Below are 16,693 nucleotides of genomic sequence, written 5' to 3' on the forward strand. Positions count from 1 at the left end.
CGTGTGCCGGAGGTGGCGGAACGATGACGATGCCGGCCTGTGCGATCGAGCCCACCGCGGCGGACGGGGAGGCCCCTGAGGCACCTGGGGCCCTTCAGACACCTGAGGTGCTTCAGACACCTGAGGTTTTTGCAATCCGCGAGGTTGCGGCCCTTGAGACCCCTGAGGCCCTCAATGCCCCTGAGGTCTCTGGGGTCTCTGGGGTCTCTGGGGTCTCTGGGGTCTCTGAGGCTCCCGGGTGCAGTGGCGCCGAGCCCGGTACGCCGCCGCATGCGGACTGCGTGATCACGGCGGACGGCGCCTACGCGGCACGCCTGGCCCGCGCCGGCGACTGCTGGTTCCCGGAGCGCTGGACCCTGGACGGCCCCGAGCCGTACGCCGTGCCGCTGCCCGGCAACCAGCCCGAGGAGCCGGGCACGGAGGTGCAGCCGATGGCCGACGGCCGGGTCCTGATCCGGCGGCCGATCGACGGACGGCATGCCTTCTCCCTGCTGTACCCGACCGGCCCCGGCACGGGCGAGCTGCCGCTGGGCGCCGTCGAGTGCCCGGACGAGGGCACCCGGTTGCGCCTGCTCCCGCCGGCCCCCTGCGGCGGACGCGCGTACGCCCTCGCCGTCGGCCGCAGCACCACGGCCCTGTGGCTGGTCGCGGGCGGCGCCTTCGGCCCCGAGCACCTCGCCGAGATCCCCGGCCGCTGCTCGGGCGGCGTCTGGCTGGACCGTACGGGCCGGATGCTGGCGCTGGACCGTGAGGTCGGCGGCCGGACCAAGGCGATCGTGGTGGACCTGGAGCGCGGCGGCGAGATGTCTGAGCTGCTGCAGATCTCCGCCGACAGCGACGACCGTCTGCTGCTCGCCGACCCCGACAGCGGGCTGCTGCTCATCGGCTCGGACGCTCCCTCGCCGGGCGACACCCGGCTGGGCTGGGGCGTCCTCGGCAGCACGCTGCCGGTCCGCTTCCCGGAGTCCCTGCACCTGCCCGGTCACACCCTCACCCCGTTCGCGATCCAGCCGGGCCAGATGCTCCTGCCGGAGGGGTGCGCGGTGGGGCTGCGCATCGACGGCCCCTTCGGCACCTGGGTCGGCGTCTGGCGCCCGGCGGATCGACGGCTGTACCAACTCGCCGCCCCCGAGGGCTGGTTGGCGGGCAGTGGGCTGTGGACGGCGGCCGGGGTCCTGCGTCTGCCGTATGCCACGGCGGCGGAGCCCTGCGGGGTGGCGCCCGTGCCGGCGCCGATCGCGGCCCCGCCCTCGCCCGCGCCGTCCGAAGGGATGTCGCCCCCCGAAGGACTCTCGGCCGTCGAGGGATCGGCGCCCACCCGGCCGCCTCTCGCCCTCCGCCCGATCCCCCTCCAGCAAGCCCCTCTCGGCAGCCTTGTAACGAAGTAGCTGCGGTTGGCGTGGCCGCCTGGATTCGCCCCGCGGTGTGCTGGATAAAATCGCCCGGCTGTAAAGAAAGATCATGTTGACGGGGTGAACTTTTCCGATGAGCGACGCAAGCACGATGCAGCCGCTGTCCGCCGACTCCCAGGAGACGGCCGGTCACGGCCGGCACCGGGGCCAGGTCTCGTCCCACGACGGCGACTCGGCCCCGCACGGCCGGCACCGCAAGCCGGCCGAGAGCAGGTCCGAGAACCGGTCCGAGGGCAAGGCCGAAGCGGCTGCCTGAGCAGTACGGAATTCCGAAGGGGCTCCGGGCGTCCATGAACGCCCGGAGCCCCTTCGCTTGCCCCTTCGCTTGCCCCTTCGCTTGCCCCTTCGCTTGCCCCTTCGCTTGCCCTATCGCTCCCCCCGCCGCAGCCCCAGCACCTCCGCCGCCGCGAACGTCTCCCCGGGCGTCCGGTCCGCGTAGTGCGGGGTGAGGACGGCGTCGAGCTCGTCGTAGGTGAAGGCGTCCTGCTTGCTGTCGAACTTCGCCTGGACCCGGGGCCGTTCGACGACGGCGACCATGCCGCCGTGCACCACGAGCAGCTGCCCGTTGATCCGGGCGGCGGCCGGTGCGGCCAAGTACCCGACCAGCGGGGCGACATGCTCGGGGGCGAGAGGGTCGAGGCCGCCCTCGTCCGGCTGCTCGAACCCGGCGAAGACGTCCTCGGTCATCCGGGTGCGGGCGCGCGGGCAGATGGCGTTGGCCGTCACCCCGTACTTGGCGAGCGCGAGCGCCGTGGACGTCGTCAGTCCGACGATTCCGCCCTTCGCCGCCGCGTAGTTGGGCTGTCCGGCCGAGCCTGCCAGGAACGCCTCCGACGAGGTGTTCACGATCCGCCCGTACACCGGCCCGCCGGCCGCCTTGGACCGTTCACGCCAGTGGGCGGCGGCGAAACGGGTCGTGTTGAAGTGGCCCTTGAGATGGACCCGGACGACCGCGTCCCACTCACCCTCGGCCATCGAGAAGACCATACGGTCGCGCAGGATGCCCGCGTTGTTGACCAGGACGTCCAGCTTGCCGAACTCCGCGATCGCCAACTCGACGAGTTGACGGGCCTGTTGGAAGTCGGCGACGTCCCCGGTGTGCGCGAGCGCGGTCCCGCCGGCCGACCGGATGGCCTGCGCCACCGCCTCGGCGGGGCCGGCCGACGCCTCGCCCGACCCGTCCCGGCCGGGCTGCCCGTAGTCGTTGACGACGACGGCCGCGCCCAGCCGGGCCAGCTCCAGCGCCTCGGCCCGGCCGAGTCCGCGCCCGGCGCCGGTGACGATCGCCGCGAGTCCCTCAAGTGGCAGCGACATACCGGGCCTCAGATCTCTATGCAGGTGCGCAGGGCCGCTCCCGTACGCATCTGGTCCAGCGCCTCGTTGATCTCGACGAGCGGCACACGGTGGGTGATCAGGCCCGACAGGTCGATCCGGCCGGCCCGCCACAGGGCGATCGTGCGCTCGTAGGAGCTCAGGACGTCCCCGCCGCCGTACATCGAGGGCAGGATCCGCTTCTCGTCGAAGAACAGCTCGAACATGTTGAGCTGGAGGTGGTCGTCGAGGGCGCCCGCGCCGACGACGACGAGGGTGCCGCCGCGCCGGGTGTTCTCGTAGGCGGTGCGGGCGGTCGCGGAGCGGCCGACGACCTCGAAGACGTAGTCGAACCCCTCGCCGCCGGTGACCAGTTGCTTCGCGCCGGGCAGCTCTTCGGGCGAAACCGCCTTCGTGGCGCCGAAGTCGAGTGCGGCCTCCCGGCGCGAGGCGACCGGGTCCACGGCGACGATCTCGGCGGCGCCCCTGAGGCGCGCGCCCTGGATCGCGGAGATGCCGACGCCTCCGCAGCCGATGACGGCGACGGACGAACCGGCCGCCACGTCCGCGGTGTTGAGGGCGGCGCCCAGCCCCGTCGTCACCCCGCAGCCGATGAGCGCGGCGATGTCGAAGGGGACGTCGTCGGGGATCGGGACCGCGCAGCCGGCGTCGACCACGACCTCCTCGGCGAAGGTGCCGGTGCCGGCCATGCCGAACAGGTCCCCGCCCGCCCGGCGGAAGTTGGGCGTGCCGGCGTTCATGAACCCGGCCAGGCACAGCTCGGTCTGGCCGCGCTTGCAGGCGGGACACGCCCCGCAGGCCGGCAGCCAGCAGACGACGACCCGGTCGCCGGGCTTGACCCGGGTGACGCCCTCCCCCACCTCCAGGACCTCGCCCGCGCCCTCGTGGCCGGGCACGAACGGCGCGGGCTGCGGCAGCACCCCGCTCATCGCGGACAGGTCCGAGTGGCACAGCCCGGTGGCCCGCACCCGGATCCTGACCCGTCCGGGGCCGAAGCCCACCGCCTCGACGTCGTCGAGGACCTCCAGCTTGTCCTGGCCGATCTCGTGCAGTACGGCTGCGCGCATGGTGCGGCTCCCCTCAGGTCATCGCGAGTTCAGCAGTGTTCGACGATCGTGTCGGCGAGGACGGGCGCGTCGTCCCGCTCGACGGCGTTCACGGCCACCCGGAGCGTGGTGTCGTCCTGCCGCCACATCCGGATGCGCAGGGTCTCGCCGGGGTACACGACCCCGGCGAAGCGGGTGGCGTACGACCGCACCCGGGTCACATCGCCGTCGAGCAGGGTGTCGACGACCGCCTTGAGGGTGATCCCGTAGGTGCACAGGCCGTGCAGGATGGGCCGCTCGAACCCGGCGCGCTCGGCGAACTCGGGGTCGGCGTGCAGGGGGTTGTAGTCGCCGGAGAGACGGTAGAGCAGGGCCTGGTCCTCGCGGACGGCCCGCTCCACCACCTTGTCGGGATCGCCTGCGGGCGGGTCGAGTCGGGTGGACGGGCCCCGGTCGCCGCCCCAGCCGCCCTCCCCGCGCACGAAGATCTGGGCGTCGTTGGTCCACAACGGGCCGTCCGCGTCGGCGACTTCGGTGCGCATGACGAGGACGGCGGCCTTGCCCTTGTCGTAGACGGCGGCGATGCGCCCGGTGGCGGTCGCCCTGCCCTCCGCCGGGAGGGGGCGGTGGATCTCCAGACGCTGACCGCCGTGCAGGACGTGGGCGAGGTCGACGTCGACGCCGGGCATGGACAGTCCGCTGATCACGCCGGGCGAGCCGGCTCCCGCGACGGTGGCGAAGCTCGGCAGGACGTGCAGCCGGGACTCCAGGGTGTAGCGCAGCTCGTCGGGATCGGTCGCGGGGACGCCGGCGCCGATGCCGAGGTGGTAGAGCTGGACGTCCTTGGGGATCCAGGAGATCTCGCCGGAGCGGGGTTCGGCGGCGAGCGCCTTGGCTGCGTCGATGGGCATGAAGCTCCTGATGTTCGGAACGATCGGGTCGCTCGGGTCGCTCGGGTCGCTCGGGTCGCTCGGGTGGCTCGGGTGGCTCGGACTGCTCTTGTCGCTCGGGTCGCTCGGACTGCTGGAAGACCTCGGCACGGCCGTCCGCACCGATCGGCCGCACCGAGGTCGTGACGGGGCCGCAGAACCCGCCCGCTCTAGAACGCGTTCCAGTGCGGCGACCCTCTGTATAGCCCAGGCCCCGGGACTTGTGAAGACACCTGACGGTATGTCAGAAACGGTCGCCGGTGACATTTGTACCGACCGAGTCCGTACATCCGGCACTGCCGCGAACGGGCTCGAAACCGTAGCGTCGGAGACGACCACACAGCCGTGGAGCGGTGGGTGCGTGAGAACAGAACGGGGGACGCGACCATGACGAGGTCGTTCGAGGAATGGCGGCGCGCACAGGCGTGCCGCTTGGACGCCTGGCGTTCGGCATTCCGGGAGGGGCGTAAGCAGCAGCGGTACTGGAAGGACGACAAGCAGCGCCTCAAGGCCGAGTACAAGGCAGCCCGCAAGGCCGGGCAGGTCCCGGAGGACCCGGGCCCGCCGGCCAACGGCTTCTCGCTGTTGCCGTGGCTGCTGATGGGGATGGGCGCGTTCTCCAATCTGTTCCAGGGCAAGGCCGCGAACCCCTGGATCGGCGGCCTGGGCCTGCTGACCTTCAACTCGCTGTACATCTACGTCGTCTTCCACGCGTTCGCCAAGGACCGCCGCGACGCCCTCCAGACGCGGCTGGCCCTCGCCGGCCTCGGCACGGTCGCCTGCGCCCTCGCCCTCGGCTACGGCGACAGCTGGCTGCTCTTCCTGCCGCTGTTCGGCCTCGCGACGGGCGCCGTCCTGCGCGGCCGCGACCTGCGCACCCTGGGGACGGCCGTGGCGGTCCTCGCCGGCGTGATCGCCTGCGTCCGCGACGGCTGGGACGGCCTGACCATCGCCTACGCCACCTGGATCTCGACGATGGTGACGGCCGCGATCCTCTCCCTCTCCGACGCCGTACGGGAACTGCGCGCCGCCCGCGAGGAGCTGGCCCGCCGGGCGGTGGAGGAGGAACGGCTGCGCTTCTCCCGCGATCTGCACGACCTGCTCGGTCACACCCTCTCGGTGATCGTGGTGAAGTCGGAGGCGGCCCGGCGGCTGGCGGCGCGCGACATGGACGCGGCCCTCTCCCACGTCACCGACATCGAGGCGGTGGGCCGCCAGGCGCTGACCGAGATCCGGGAGGCGGTCACCGGCTACCGCGAGGGCAGTCTGGTCACCGAGTTGGACCGGGCCCGCTCGGCCCTGACGGCGGCGGGCGTCGAGCCGTCGGTGAGCCGGTCCGGGCCGCCGCCCGAGCCGCAGACCGCGGCCCTGCTGGGCTGGGTGGTGCGGGAGGCGGTCACCAACGTCGTCCGGCACAGCGGGGCGACCCAGTGCCAGATCACCGTGACGGGATCCCCGGAACGGGTCCGGCTGACGGTGGCGGACAACGGCGCCGGCGGCAGCGGCGGTGGCAGTGGCAGTGGCACGGGTGGCGACGACTGCCGGCCGCCTCGCGTCGGCACCGGTCTGACCGGCCTGCGCGAACGCCTCGCGACGGCGGGCGGCTCGCTCACGGCGGGCCCGGGACCGCGCGGCGGATTCAGGGTCACGGCGGAACTGCCCACCGCACTATCCCCAGAACAGCCCACAGAACTGTCCACGCAAGCCCCGATGCACCAGACGTCCGCACCGCAGGAGCCCACGGACAGCGCTCCGTCCGTGGCCGTCGGCCCTAACCTTGGGCCGTGACCGAAATGCCGGGTGGGCCCGTGAACGAGATGCCCCGCGACCACCGCCCCGCCAAGTCCATCAGGGTGCTGCTCGCGGAGGACCAGGACATGATGCGCGGCGCGCTGGCCCTGCTGCTGGGGATGGAGGCCGACATCGAGGTGGTCGCCCAGGTCGGCGCCGGGGACGCGATCGTGGACGCGGCGCTCCTGCACCGCCCGGACGTCGCGCTCCTCGACATCGAGCTTCCCGGCATCAGCGGCCTGGACGCGGCCGCCGAGCTGCGCGAGCAGGCGCCCGACTGCCGGGTGCTGATCCTGACCACGTTCGGCCGGCCCGGCTATCTGCGCCGGGCCATGGAGGCCGGCGCCTCGGGCTTCCTGGTCAAGGACGGCCCGGTGGAGGAGCTGGCGGCGGCCGTCCGCCGGGTGCTGACCGGCGAGACGGTCGTGGACCCGGCGCTGGCCGCGGCCGCCCTCGGCGCCGGCCCGAACCCCCTCACCGGCCGCGAGTGCGACGTCCTGAAGGCCTCCGTCGACGGGGCGACGGTCGCCGACATCGCCGCCAAGCTGCGCCTCTCGGAGTCCACGGTCCGCAACTACCTCTCCTCCGCGATCGGCAAGACGGGCACCCGCAACCGGATGGAGGCGATGCGGGAGGCCCGGCAGCAGGGGTGGCTGTAGCCGCGGGGTGGCTGTAGCCGACCGGCACGGTGGTGGCATAGTGCCGGGATGCCTTTACCGATACCGATACCGATCCTTGGGCGTCTGTTCACGCGTGGGGCCGCCCTGACGGCGGCTCTCGTGGCCGTGTTCGCGTCGGCGTCAGCGTCGGTGTCGGCGGCGTCGGCGCCTGCCGCGGCCGACGGCTCCGACCGGGTCGTGATGCGGTTCGAGACCGTGAAGACCTTCGTCATGTACAACGCCGACGAGGGAGCCGCGGGATCGAACGACGACTTCCATCTCCCCGTCTTCGTCGAAGCGAGCAAGGGCGGCGAACCGGCCCGCAACGTCAGGGTCGTCGTGGACGCGTCGGGGCTGAAGGGCGTCGCCCGGCTCGGGGACCGGGAGACGTGCAAGGGCGCGGGCCCGATCTACACCTGCCACTACGGCGACCTGCAGAACGGCGACGGGGAGAGCTACGACCCTCTCCCCCTCCTCGGCGTAGACGGAGCCGAGCCGGGCGACAGCGGGACGGTGACGTACACCGCGACCGCCGACAACGCTCCCACCATCACCGGCTCCACCCGGATGATCGTCGGCGGTCCGACGCTGTCCGCGCCCGGGCGGGAGGACGGCGTGAGCGGGCTGGCCCCGGGGAAGTCCGCGAACCTGACGCCGCGGTTGGCCAACGCGACCCGTTTCCCCGCGAAGCAGGGCGTCGCCCTCCAGGTCAACGTGACGGAGGGGCTGACGCTGGCCGCCCGGCACAGCAACTGTTTCTACGCCGGTTCCGCGCCCACCTCGGCGTGGTGCACGTTCCCCGCCGAGGCCGCGGCGGGCGCCGCCTACCGCACGAGCGCCCCGCTGGTCTACACGGTCGCCGCGCCCGGCACGCTGGGCGGCGAGGTGACCTACAGCTGGTCGTCGGCCCCGTCCCGCCCCGCCGGCCACACCGTGCGCGGCACCGGGTCCCCGCTCACCCTCGTGCGCACCGCCGACCAGTCCTTCGGCGACGGCGAGGCCAGGGTCGGGATCACCACCACCGTGCAGGCCGACTACCGTCCGGTCACCGCGGCCGTGCGGGGCCGGGTCGGCGACACGGTGAAGGTGCGGCTCGGGCTGCGCGACCTCGGCCCCGGCCGCCCGAAGGGGGACGAGGAACTGGGCCGCTTCGAGGTGGTCCCGCCGGAGGGCACCACGGTCACCTCCATCCCGTACAACATCGAGGGCGACGACATGAAGTGGGCCTGCGGCCGGCCCGAGAAGCCGGGCAAGGCGTTCGTCTGCGAGGTCGGCTCCGCCGCGTTCTACGAGGCGCGGTACGGCGACGGTTCGACCGCCATCGACTTCCACATCCGCATCGACCGGCAGGTCCCGGGCGCGAAGGGGACCATCCGCACGTACAACCCGTTCGACCGCACGCCCGGCAACGACGTCGCCGCCATCCCGCTGGAGGCGTCCCCGGCCCCGCTGTACCGGGCCGTCCTGCGGCCCGCCGTGTTGATGCCGGCCGCCCTGGTCACCGCGGCGGCGGTGGCTGCGGCTGTCGTCGTGCGCCGCCGTCGCCGCGGCTCGGAACCGGCCTGAGCTTTTCCTGGACGACGGTCCCTGGATCGTCCCTGGATCGTCCTAGATCCCCGTGCCCGTGCGCCGCAGCACCCGTAGCGAGCCGGTGGCGGAGACCTCCGTGAAGGCCCCGGAGGCCAGGGCGCGCAGGTAGACGCGGTAGGGGGCCTGGCCGGTGAACTCGTCGACCGGGTCGGGGAACACGTCGTGGATGACGAGGAGCCCGCCCTCGGCGACGTGCGGCGCCCAGCCCTCGTAGTCGGAGGCGGCGTGCTCGTCGGTGTGGCCGCCGTCGACGAAGACGAGACCGAGGGGCGCGTTCCAGAACGCGGCGATCTGCGGCGACCGCCCGACCAGTGCGACCACGTGCTCCTCCAGACCGGCCCGGTGCAGGGTCCGGCGGAAGGTGGGCAGCGTGTCCATCAGGCCGATCTCGGGGTCCACGGTCTCCGGGTCGTGGTACTCCCAGCCCGGCTGCTGCTCCTCGCTGCCCCGGTGGTGGTCGAGCGTGAGCGCGCTGACCCCGGACTGGCGGGCCGCGTCCGCGAGCAGGATCGTGGAACGCCCGCAGTAGGTGCCGACCTCCAGCAACGGCAGCCCGAGCGCGCCCGCCTCGACGGCGGCGGCGTACAGCGCCAGGCCCTCGTCCACCGGCATGAACCCCTTCGCCGCCTCGAACGCGGCCAGGATCTCGGGCTTGGGTGCCGCGGTCATGGGGGTCCCTTCGGTGGTACGTGCAGGTCTGCGGGTGCGGGTGGCGGGCTGCCCCATGCTGCACCACGCCCCCCGTCATACGCACGACGGGGGGCGGGTCAGGGGCGGCGGAGGAGGTCAGGCGGTGGTGGCGACGGTCTCGCTCGGCAGGGCCAGGTCGAGGTCCACCGGGCGCTCCTCGCCCCCGTGGGTCGCGGAGCTCGCGAGCGGTCCGTGGCCGGCGGCCTTGGCGGCGAGGACGTAGGCGCCCTGGGCCGGGACGGCGAGGGCGTAGCTGCCGTCCTCCTGCGACAGGGTGGCCCCGGCCTGCCGGCCGCGGCGGTCGATGAGGGTGACCTTGGCGCGGCCGACCGGGGCGCCGTCGGCGTCCAGGACCCGTCCGCGGAAGCCCCGCAGGACCTCCTCGGCGTGCTCCAGGCCCGCGTCCTCCTCGCTGCTGGCGCGCAGCTGCGGAGCCGTGGCGGGGCGCTGCTGCTTCGGCAGGCAGAGGGCGAGGACCAGGCCGACCGCGACGGCGGCCGTGGCGATCAGGAAGGAGACGCGGAAGCCGTGCATCGTCGGGATCGCGACGCCGTTCACGTTGTTCGCGGTGTTGGCCAGCACCATGCCGATGACGGCGCTCGACACGGACGTGCCGATGGACCGCATCAGGGTGTTGAGGCCGTTGGCCGCGCCGGTCTCCGAGGCCGGGACCGCGCCGACGATCAGCGCGGGCAGGGAGGAGTAGGCGAGACCGATGCCCGCGCCCAACATCACGGCGATGACCAGGCTCTGCCAGGCGGCGCTCATCAGGCCGAGGCCGGCGCCGTAGCCGATCGCGATGATCAGCAGGCCGAGGATCAGGGTGACCTTGGGGCCGTACTTCGCGGACAGCCGGGCGTAGACGGGGGCGGTGACCATCATCGTCAGGCCGAGCGGCGCGACGAGCAGACCGGCGACGACCATCGACTGGCCGAGGCCGTAGCCGGTGGCCTTCGGCAGCTGGAGGAGCTGCGGCAGGACGAGGGAGACGACGTAGAAGGAGACGCCGACCATGATCGAGGCGAGGTTGGTGAAGAGGACGGCGGGGCGGGCCGTCGTGCGCAGGTCCACCAGCGGGGCCTTCACGCGCAGCTCCATCACGCCCCACAGGAGGAGGACGACGGCCGCGGCGCCGAACAGGCCGAGGGTGGTGCCGGAGGTCCAGCCCCAGTCGCTGCCCTTGGTGATCGGCAGGAGGAAGAGGACGAGGCCGGTGGAGAGGCCGATCGCGCCCAGCACGTCGAAGGTGCCCTCGGCGCGGGCCGGGGACTCGGGGACGACGAGGAGGGTGAGGGCGATCGCGAGCGCGCCGATGCCGGCGGCGCCGTAGAACAGGGCGTGCCAGTCGGCGTGCTGGGCGACGAGGGCCGCGGCGGGCAGGGCGAGGCCGCCGCCGACGCCGATGGAGGAGCTCATCAGGGCCATCGCCGAGCCGAGCTTCTCGCGCGGCAGCATGTCCCGCATCAGGCCGATGCCGAGCGGGATCGCGCCCATGGCGAAGCCCTGGAGCGTACGGCCCACGATCATCGTGAGCAGGTCGCTGGTGAGCGCGCTGACCAGGGCGCCGACGACCATCACGGACAGGCTGAGGATCAGCATCCGCCGCTTGCCGTACAGGTCGCCGAGGCGGCCCATGATCGGGGTGGCGACGGCGCCGGACAGCAGGGTGGAGGTCAGGACCCAGGTGGCGTTGCTGGGCGCGGTGTCCAGCAGCTGCGGCAGGTCCTTGATGACCGGGACGAGCAGGGTCTGCATCACCGCGACCACGATGCCCGCGAAGGCGAGCACCGGGACGACGGCTCCGCTCGCTTGGCGGGTGGGCCGGTCGGTCGTCGTGTGCGTCATGGGGTGGGGCCTCCGGGGGCGGTGCTTCGGGGGTTACGGGGGTGGCGCTTCGCCGGTTACATGGGAGCTGAACCTGTATGCATGGGCAACTATTCCGATACTTTGGCGTACTAACAATTTCTTTAGCTTCTCTTGACACACCGACGTGCCGGTCGTGGACGTGGCGCTGCCTGGCGCTACTGATGCCGGTGTGGCTGCCGCGGAAAATCTCCGCTCCCCGAGGCAACGATCCGGGCCGCTCATGGCCTCCTTTGAACATCTAGGAGGTGCAGTGCCCATGGGGGATCGGAAGCAGGACAGGGACACGGAGTTCCAAGCCTTCGTCGTCGGCCGCTGGCCGCGGCTGATGCGCACGGCATTTCTCCTCACGGGGGAACAGCACGCCGCGGAGGACCTGGTCCAGTCGACGCTGGAACAGGTCTACGTGGCCTGGCGCAGAGTCGGCGCGGCCGACGAACCGGAGGCGTACGTACGGCGCGTGATGATCAACGCGCATGCCCGCAAGTACCGCAGGAAGCTCCGCGAGTTCCTCGCTCCGAGGGGCGACGACTCGGGCCTCGCGCACGAGGTCGCCGACACCGGCGACGTGATCGCGCGAGCCGACGACCGGCACACCCTGCTGAAGGCGCTGGCTGAACTGCCGCCGCGGCAGCGGGAGGCTGTGGTGCTGCGTTACTGGGAGGACCTGACCGAGACGCAGACGGCCGAGGCGATGGGCTGTTCGGTCGGCGCGGTGAAGAGCAACGCGGCCAAGGGGATCGCGAAACTCCGCGCCATACCGGAACTGGCGGACACAGCGACGCACGGAGGGCGGAAGTGATGAGCGCGGACCAGGAGACGAACCACGACATGACGCAGCACGACATCGCGGGCCTGCTGGCCGACGCCGCGGACGAGGTCGAGATCGGCATAGCCCCCACCCAGGCAGTCATCCGCGGCGGCCGCCGCCGCAGAGCCCGCCGCTCGGCTGTCGTGGCGGCCATGGCCCTGGTGGTCGCCGGCTCGACAGGGGCGCTGGCGGCCGGCGGACTGCCGGGGGGAGGCGGGGAGCGGGTGACGCCGGCGGCAACGGGAACGCCGGGCGCGGTCCAGTCCCCCAGCCGCACGATCCTGGGGACCGGAACCGACCAGGGCAAGCCGTGGAAGGTCGCGATCGATGTGTGGCCGGCACCACGCGACGTGGCGGGGGCCCAGGCCGAGCTGAAGGCGATGGCGAAGTACCGCGAGACCCTCCCGACCGTGCGGAAGCCTTCCGATCTGGTCGGCAGGATCGCCTTCTTCCTGCGCAGCAGCACCGGCGACGAGAACGGCCCCGGCACCCTGATCCATGGCGGCCTGATCGACTGGTCCGACGTCCCCCCGGACCCGACGAAGCAGTACGGCACCGTCCCGGCGGCCCCCGGCCCGGGCAGCCCCGACCGCGTGGTGTTGGGCCCTCTCACCGAGACGACCAAGCGGGTGACCTGCAACTGGAAGGACGGCACGAGGACCGAGCTGGTCAACGCACCGGCGAACGAAGAGCCGAGCACCGACAAGTCCGCCATCCGCTCGGTCGAGGGGACCTCGTACGACTGGTTCGTGTGCTTGGTGCCACAGGGCACGACGCCCAACGGGGTGGACTTCGCGCAATAGCGGAAGACCGGCAGACCGGCAGACCGGAACAGCGAAACAGCGAAACAGCGAAACAGGGGGATGGCGGACAAGGGTCGGGCGGGTGCAGGGGAGGCCGGCCGTCCGTCATCCGTCCGGCCGCCGTCCGCCTGAGCCGTCCCCGGGATGCCCGTTAGGGTGGCAGGCGTGTCGTACACAGGCTCGAACCCCGGCTCCTCCGACCCCTTCGGCCCTTCCGATCGCTTCGGCTCCGCGTCGCCGCGCCGCTCCCCGCTGCGCCGCCCCCTGACCGTGGCGCTCGTCGCGCTCGTGCCCGGGGCGCTGCTGGGCTGGCTGGCGTACGAGACGCTGGGCGGGACCGGGACGGGAACGGGGACCGGTGGGGACGGCGGACCGGACCGGGGGGCGGGAGCGGCGGCCTCGTCGTCCACGCTCCGCTCCCCCGCCGACGGTTCCCCCACCGACGGCTCCCCCACCGACGGCTCGCCGGCCGACGGCGCGAGCGGCGACGGCAAGCAGGGCGCCGGCGGTACGGCGTCGACCGCGGGGTCCACGTCGCTCAAGGGCAAGGTCGTCGTCATCGACCCGGGGCACAACCCCGACAACGTCGAGCACACCGCCGCGATCAACCGCAAGGTGGACATCGGCACCAATTGGAAGGAATGCGACACTACGGGCACGTCCACGAACTCCGGTTACAGCGAGGCGGAGTTCACGCTGGACGTGGCCCACCGGCTGCGCACGCTGCTGCAACAGCAGGGCGCCACGGTGAAGCTGACGCAGGACGGCGACCGGGAGTACGGCCCCTGCGTCGACGAGCGCGCCCGGATCGGGAACGCGGCGCACGCCGACGCGGTCGTCTCGATCCACGCGGACGGCGCCGGGGCCGGCGACCGCGGCTTCCATGTGATCCTGCCGGCCACGGTGCACGAGGGCGCCGCCGACACCCGTGCCGTCGTGGGCCCGTCGAAGGACCTCGGGAAGCTGATCGCGGGCGACTTCGCGCGCACGACGGGCAGTTCGCCCGCCAACTACGTCGGCGACGGAACCGGTCTCGTCACGCGGAAGGACCTGGGCGGTCTCAATCTGTCAACGGTTCCCAAGGTGTTCATCGAGTGCGGCAACATGCGCGATACCAAGGACGCGGCGTTGCTGACCAGTGGCGCCTGGCGGCAGAAGGCGGCGCAGGGGATCTCTGAGGGAATCGTGAGTTTCCTGCGCGGGTAGTGATCAGCGCGCTGATCACGGCGGACAGCACAATCGTGTGGACGATAGTGTCGTCCCTACGATGAGGGGCCACCCCCACGCTTCACACCGGGGCCTGACGGCGACATGGTGACAGCGACGCCTCTACCGATGCGTGTATGCGTGTACCGACGACGAGACGACTGACGAAGGACCTGAAGTGAATATCCGCTCCCTCACTCGAGGCGACGGCGTGGTGATCGGAGCAGCGGTATTGCTGTTCATCGCGTCGTTCCTCGACAACTACTCGTACGACAACGCGCCCAGCAGCCTCGACATCCCGAGCCTCTGGTCGAGCGGACCGGTCCTGCTCAGCGTTGTCCTGGCCGGCCTCATCGCCGCCGCGCTCATTGTCGTCGCCCGCGGCCTGCCGAACCCTCGCAAGATCGCCGGCCTGGAACTCGGCGCGTTCGGTGTCGCGTTCGCCGTGTTCGCCGCTTGGAGCGCCCTCGGCAACGTCGTCGACCCGGTCGGCGGCCTGGACAACTTCGGCGGTGACAACTCGAACGCCCCCTCCGCCGGGACGGGGCTGATCCTGGCCCTCATCGCCACCCTGGTGCTCGCCGGGGCCGCTGTCGCCACCCCCCTCGTCCCGGCCCTGCAGGCCGGCCTCGTCCCGGCGCCCAAGCCGCCGACCCCCCAGCCCTACGGTGCGCAGCCGCCCGCCGGTTACGGCTACCCGGGCGGGCCGCAGCCGTCGGCGTTCGGCGGTCAGCCGCAGCCGGGGCAGCCCGGTCAGCCGGGCGGGCAGCCGGGTGGGCAGCCGGGACAGTCGCCGTTCGGCGCCCAGCCGGGTCCGGCGCAGCCGCCGGCCGCGGACTTCTCGCCGTTCTGGTTCGCCGTGCCGGTGCCGCGTCCGCTGTACGCGGAGGACGGTGCGCCGATGCCCATCGCCGAACTGGCGCCGGGCACCTGGTACCTCGCGGTCGAGCAGGGCGCGCAGGGCCTGGTGGCCCAGACCCAGGACGGCCGACGCGGCGTCCTGCGGGACGCTTCGGGCATTCAGCGCGGCTGAGCCGACGCTCCCGTACGACGGGTACGGCCCCTCGCCCTTCCGGGCGGGGGGCCGTTGTCGTACAGTCGCAGCCCCCCCGTATCTGACGTACCGTCAGGAGGCTGGTATGCGGCTCGGTCTGGCGCTCGGCTACTGGGGCCGCGGCCCCGACCCCGGCCATGTGGAGCTGGCGCGCGAGGCGGAGCGGCTGGGTTACGACTCCGTGTGGACGGCTGAGTCCTGGGGCTCGGACGCCTTCACCCCGCTCACCTGGATCGCCGCGCGCACGTCGACGATCGCGCTGGGCACGGCCGTTGCCCAGATGGCGGCCCGCTCCCCCACCACGACCGCGATGCACGCCCTGACCCTGGACCATCTCTCCGGCGGCCGGATGATGCTCGGGCTCGGCCTGTCGGGCCCGCAGGTGGTGGAGGGCTGGTACGGCCGCCCGTTCCCGAAGTCGCCGCTGACCGCGACCCGGGAGTACGTGGACGTCGTCCGGCAGGTCCTGCGCCGGGAGGCGCCGGTGGAACTGGACGGCCGGTTCCACTCCCACCCGTACCGTGCCCCGGACGCCACCGGCCTCGGCAAGCCGCTCAAGTCGATCACCCACCCCCTGCGCCCCGATCTGCCGCTGCTGTTGGGTGCGGAGGGGCCGCGGAACGTGGCCCAGACGATCCGCATCGCCGACGGCTGGCTGCCGCTGTACTGGTCGCCGAGCCGGCCGGACGCGTACGGCCCGGCGGTGGCGGAGCTGCCCGAGGGCTTCCGGGTCGCCCCTCTCGTACGGGCGCTGGTCTGCGACGACGTCGCCGGGGGGCTGCTGCCGGTGAAGGCGATGCTCGGGTTCTACATCGGCGGCATGGGCCACGCCACCCGCAACTTCCACGCCGACCTGATGGCGCGCATGGGCTACGAGGGGGAGGCCCGGCGCATCCAGGAGCTGTTCCTGGCCGGCCGACGCGAGGAGGCGGTGCTCGCCGTCCCGGACGCCTTCGCCGACGAGATCTCCCTCGTCGGCCCCCGCGAACGCATCGCGGAACGGCTTCAGGCCTGGCACAAGGGCCCGGTGACCGACCTCCTGGTCGTGGCGCCGGACCTGCACACCCTGCGGGTGCTGGCCGAGCTCAACGCCTGACCATCGACAGGCGTCAACTCCACCCCGACACGGGGCACATGGCCGCGATCCGAACCAGCCGGGTTTCGTTCGGCGTCGAACGGCAACCCGAAAGGGCATGTCCCCTCGATATCGCAACGGCGCCAACCAGGCCGGGACGGTCATCGCGGTCGTCGCCGACATCATGGCCCTCATCCTGGGCCTGTGGATCCTGATGTACCTGCTCGACGCGAACCCCGCCAACTCCTTCGTGCAGTTCATCCACGACACGGCCCGCTGGCTCGCCGGCTGGTCCCACGACCTGTTCACCTTCGACGAGGCCTGGGCAAGGGTGGTGGCGGGCTACGGCCTGGCGGCGGTGGTGTACCTCTTCGTGGGCCACGCCATCGCCAACAGGGTCCACCGCCACTGAACAACGGTCACTGAACAACG

16 protein-coding genes are annotated in these 16,693 nt (G+C 72.4%); 11 read left to right on the top strand and 5 right to left on the bottom strand.

The annotated features are described in order from the left end of the window. Positions 1-29: 29 nt before the first annotated feature. Both ACIBAF_RS01915 and ACIBAF_RS01920 read left to right on the top strand, forming a co-directional pair. A complete protein-coding gene (locus tag ACIBAF_RS01915) occupies positions 30-1,388 on the top strand; it encodes a hypothetical protein (RefSeq protein WP_399461335.1) in 1,359 nt (452 codons plus the stop codon). Between the two features lie 97 nt (positions 1,389-1,485). Continuing rightward, complete coding sequence (locus ACIBAF_RS01920; RefSeq protein ID WP_399461119.1) at positions 1,486-1,668, top strand: hypothetical protein; 183 nt, start codon at positions 1,486-1,488, stop codon at positions 1,666-1,668. A 110-nt stretch (positions 1,669-1,778) separates the two neighbouring features. On the opposite strand, the gene ACIBAF_RS01925 is transcribed toward ACIBAF_RS01920, so the two are convergent. The 3 genes from ACIBAF_RS01925 to ACIBAF_RS01935 are packed head-to-tail and all read right to left on the bottom strand — an operon-like array spanning position 1,779 to position 4,701. Then, complete coding sequence (locus ACIBAF_RS01925; protein ID WP_399461120.1) at positions 1,779-2,726, bottom strand: 3-oxoacyl-ACP reductase; 948 nt, start codon at positions 2,724-2,726, stop codon at positions 1,779-1,781. Positions 2,727-2,734: 8 nt separating this feature from the next. Continuing rightward, entirely contained in the window at positions 2,735-3,811 is a 1,077-nt protein-coding gene (locus ACIBAF_RS01930; protein WP_399461121.1) for a Zn-dependent alcohol dehydrogenase, read from the bottom strand. Positions 3,812-3,840: 29 nt separating this feature from the next. After that, positions 3,841-4,701, bottom strand: a complete 861-nt coding sequence (locus ACIBAF_RS01935; protein ID WP_399461122.1) for a MaoC/PaaZ C-terminal domain-containing protein — start codon at positions 4,699-4,701, stop codon at positions 3,841-3,843. A gap of 405 nt (positions 4,702-5,106) precedes the next feature. On the opposite strand from ACIBAF_RS01935, the gene ACIBAF_RS01940 reads away from it, so the two are divergent. Genes ACIBAF_RS01940 through ACIBAF_RS01950 form a run of 3 tightly spaced genes read left to right on the top strand, consistent with a single transcriptional unit; the run spans position 5,107 to position 8,735 of the window. Beyond that, complete coding sequence (locus ACIBAF_RS01940; RefSeq protein WP_399461336.1) at positions 5,107-6,507, top strand: histidine kinase; 1,401 nt, start codon at positions 5,107-5,109, stop codon at positions 6,505-6,507. A 29-nt stretch (positions 6,508-6,536) separates the two neighbouring features. Beyond that, the gene (locus ACIBAF_RS01945) at positions 6,537-7,169 is read left to right on the top strand and encodes a response regulator (protein WP_399461337.1); all 633 of its coding nucleotides are present in this window, start codon (positions 6,537-6,539) and stop codon (positions 7,167-7,169) included. A gap of 48 nt (positions 7,170-7,217) precedes the next feature. Beyond that, positions 7,218-8,735 (top strand): hypothetical protein, encoded by a 1,518-nt coding sequence (locus ACIBAF_RS01950; RefSeq protein ID WP_399461123.1) that lies wholly within the window; start codon positions 7,218-7,220, stop codon positions 8,733-8,735. A 42-nt stretch (positions 8,736-8,777) separates the two neighbouring features. Here ACIBAF_RS01950 and ACIBAF_RS01955 read toward each other — a convergent pair whose 3' ends face one another. Both ACIBAF_RS01955 and ACIBAF_RS01960 read right to left on the bottom strand, forming a co-directional pair. Next, positions 8,778-9,428: a class I SAM-dependent methyltransferase gene (locus ACIBAF_RS01955; RefSeq protein ID WP_399461124.1), complete on the bottom strand. Its 651-nt coding sequence runs from the start codon at positions 9,426-9,428 to the stop codon at positions 8,778-8,780. 117 nt (positions 9,429-9,545) lie between these two features. Then, positions 9,546-11,294 (bottom strand): MFS transporter, encoded by a 1,749-nt coding sequence (locus ACIBAF_RS01960; protein ID WP_399461125.1) that lies wholly within the window; start codon positions 11,292-11,294, stop codon positions 9,546-9,548. A 277-nt stretch (positions 11,295-11,571) separates the two neighbouring features. On the opposite strand from ACIBAF_RS01960, the gene ACIBAF_RS01965 reads away from it, so the two are divergent. The 6 genes from ACIBAF_RS01965 (at position 11,572) to ACIBAF_RS01990 (ending at position 16,673) form a co-directional block, all read left to right on the top strand. Then, positions 11,572-12,114 carry a SigE family RNA polymerase sigma factor gene (locus ACIBAF_RS01965; RefSeq protein WP_399461126.1) on the top strand — a complete coding sequence of 181 codons (543 nt, stop codon included), beginning with the start codon at positions 11,572-11,574 and terminating at the stop codon, positions 12,112-12,114. Next, positions 12,114-12,926: a hypothetical protein gene (locus ACIBAF_RS01970; protein ID WP_399461127.1), complete on the top strand. Its 813-nt coding sequence runs from the start codon at positions 12,114-12,116 to the stop codon at positions 12,924-12,926. Before ACIBAF_RS01965 ends, ACIBAF_RS01970 begins: the two co-directional genes overlap by 1 nt. A 165-nt stretch (positions 12,927-13,091) precedes the next feature. After that, positions 13,092-14,132 carry an N-acetylmuramoyl-L-alanine amidase gene (locus tag ACIBAF_RS01975; protein ID WP_399461128.1) on the top strand — a complete coding sequence of 347 codons (1,041 nt, stop codon included), beginning with the start codon at positions 13,092-13,094 and terminating at the stop codon, positions 14,130-14,132. Positions 14,133-14,310: 178 nt separating this feature from the next. Beyond that, on the top strand, positions 14,311-15,165 hold the full coding sequence (locus ACIBAF_RS01980; RefSeq protein ID WP_399461129.1) for a hypothetical protein: 855 nt from the start codon (positions 14,311-14,313) through the stop codon (positions 15,163-15,165). A 106-nt stretch (positions 15,166-15,271) separates the two neighbouring features. After that, positions 15,272-16,282 (top strand): LLM class F420-dependent oxidoreductase, encoded by a 1,011-nt coding sequence (locus ACIBAF_RS01985; RefSeq protein ID WP_399461130.1) that lies wholly within the window; start codon positions 15,272-15,274, stop codon positions 16,280-16,282. A gap of 97 nt (positions 16,283-16,379) precedes the next feature. Further along, complete coding sequence (locus ACIBAF_RS01990; protein WP_399461131.1) at positions 16,380-16,673, top strand: hypothetical protein; 294 nt, start codon at positions 16,380-16,382, stop codon at positions 16,671-16,673. Positions 16,674-16,693: the final 20 nt, after the last annotated feature.

This window comes from Streptomyces sp. NPDC051677 (assembly GCF_044453465.1).
Classification (GTDB): Bacteria; Actinomycetota; Actinomycetes; order Streptomycetales; family Streptomycetaceae; genus Streptomyces.